This window comes from Bacteroides muris (ex Afrizal et al. 2022), from assembly GCF_004793475.1.
Taxonomy (GTDB): domain Bacteria; phylum Bacteroidota; class Bacteroidia; order Bacteroidales; family Bacteroidaceae; genus Bacteroides; species Bacteroides muris.
The window spans coordinates 1-680 of sequence record NZ_SRYZ01000125.1; the positions used below are offsets into that span (position 1 = coordinate 1).

The 680-nt window shown below is 47.4% G+C and carries 1 protein-coding gene; it reads left to right on the forward strand.

The genetic code is table 11. The features are described from left to right. On the forward strand, positions 1-680 hold a 680-nt coding region (locus E5355_RS19155; RefSeq protein ID WP_168354396.1), incomplete at both ends, for a relaxase/mobilization nuclease domain-containing protein.

Genomic DNA, 680 nt, shown 5'->3' on the forward strand with positions numbered 1-680 from the left:
CAATGGTCGCTAAAATCTCGATAGGCTCATCGCTCTACGGGGCGTTGTCATACAACGGCATGAAGATGAACCGTGACGAGGGCCGTGTGCTTGGAGCGAACAAGATAATTCTTCCGGCAGACGGACATATTGACATTGCACGCATGGTGGAGAATTTCAATCTTTTCATGCCGAAAATGGGCAGGACAAAAAAGCCGGTGCTGCATATCTCCCTAAATCCTCACCCCGACGATAAATTGACGGAGCAGCAGTATGAAATTCTTGCCCGCGAGTATCTGGAAAAACTCGGCTTCGGAGAACAGCCCTACATAATTTACAAGCACATGGATATTGACCGCCACCATATCCATATAGTGACAGTCAATGTCAACGAGCAGGGCAAGAGGCTCAATCAGGACTTTTTATTTCGTCGCAGCAAGAAAATTACCACCGAGCTGGAGGAAAAATACAATCTCCACAAGGCACAACGAGAAAAAATCTCGCCCGATACTCCGATTAGAAAGATTGATCCGTCAGGCGACATCAAGCGTCAGGTTGCCAACACCGTCAAAATGGTCGGTATGCGCTATAAATTCCAGACCATCGGGGAATATAACGCTATTCTCTCACTATATAATGTAAGGTGTGAGCCTACCGACGGCAAAGTGAACGGGCGCGAGTATCACGGTCTTGTCTATTTC